Below are 431 nucleotides of genomic sequence, written 5' to 3' on the forward strand. Positions count from 1 at the left end.
CCATTATTCTTAAAAGCGTTTATAATATCATTCATAGATTTATTATTGTCCGCTAATGCTTTTTGAGCAGTTTTATCTTGTGTAACAACAGCGAGATTGATAATTGCCATATCTGGTGTTGCTTGATTTTCACCGGTTGCAGTAACCGTAATAGTTGCATTTTTCATTTTGCTTTCTTCAGCGTGTGTGATAGGTGAAGCTGCTAGCAGTGTGAGTGCTATCATAGCCATTTTAACTGGATAACTCTTCAACGGTTTGAAAATTACTTTTTTCATATCTCTTCCTTTTTTTTGTTGATTGACTATCTTTTCATTTTCTGGAGTTCTTGTAAAGAAATTAGGGCATTAGAAAAAAAAACCGATAAAAAAGAGAAAAAGGTGGCTTATAATTTGATTAAGCCCTTGTATCATAGAAAATTTTAGTTTAGAGAG

Annotated in this window: 1 protein-coding gene; it reads right to left on the reverse strand. The window is 32.5% G+C overall.

Annotated elements, in window-relative coordinates; all coding sequences use genetic code 11:
• The coding region (locus ACFIO5_RS10465; RefSeq protein ID WP_375705367.1) for an SIMPL domain-containing protein at positions 1–275 on the reverse strand (275 nt) is incomplete at its 3' end.
• Positions 276–431 lie beyond the last annotated feature (156 nt).

The organism is Bartonella sp. AA86SXKL, assembly GCF_042196885.1.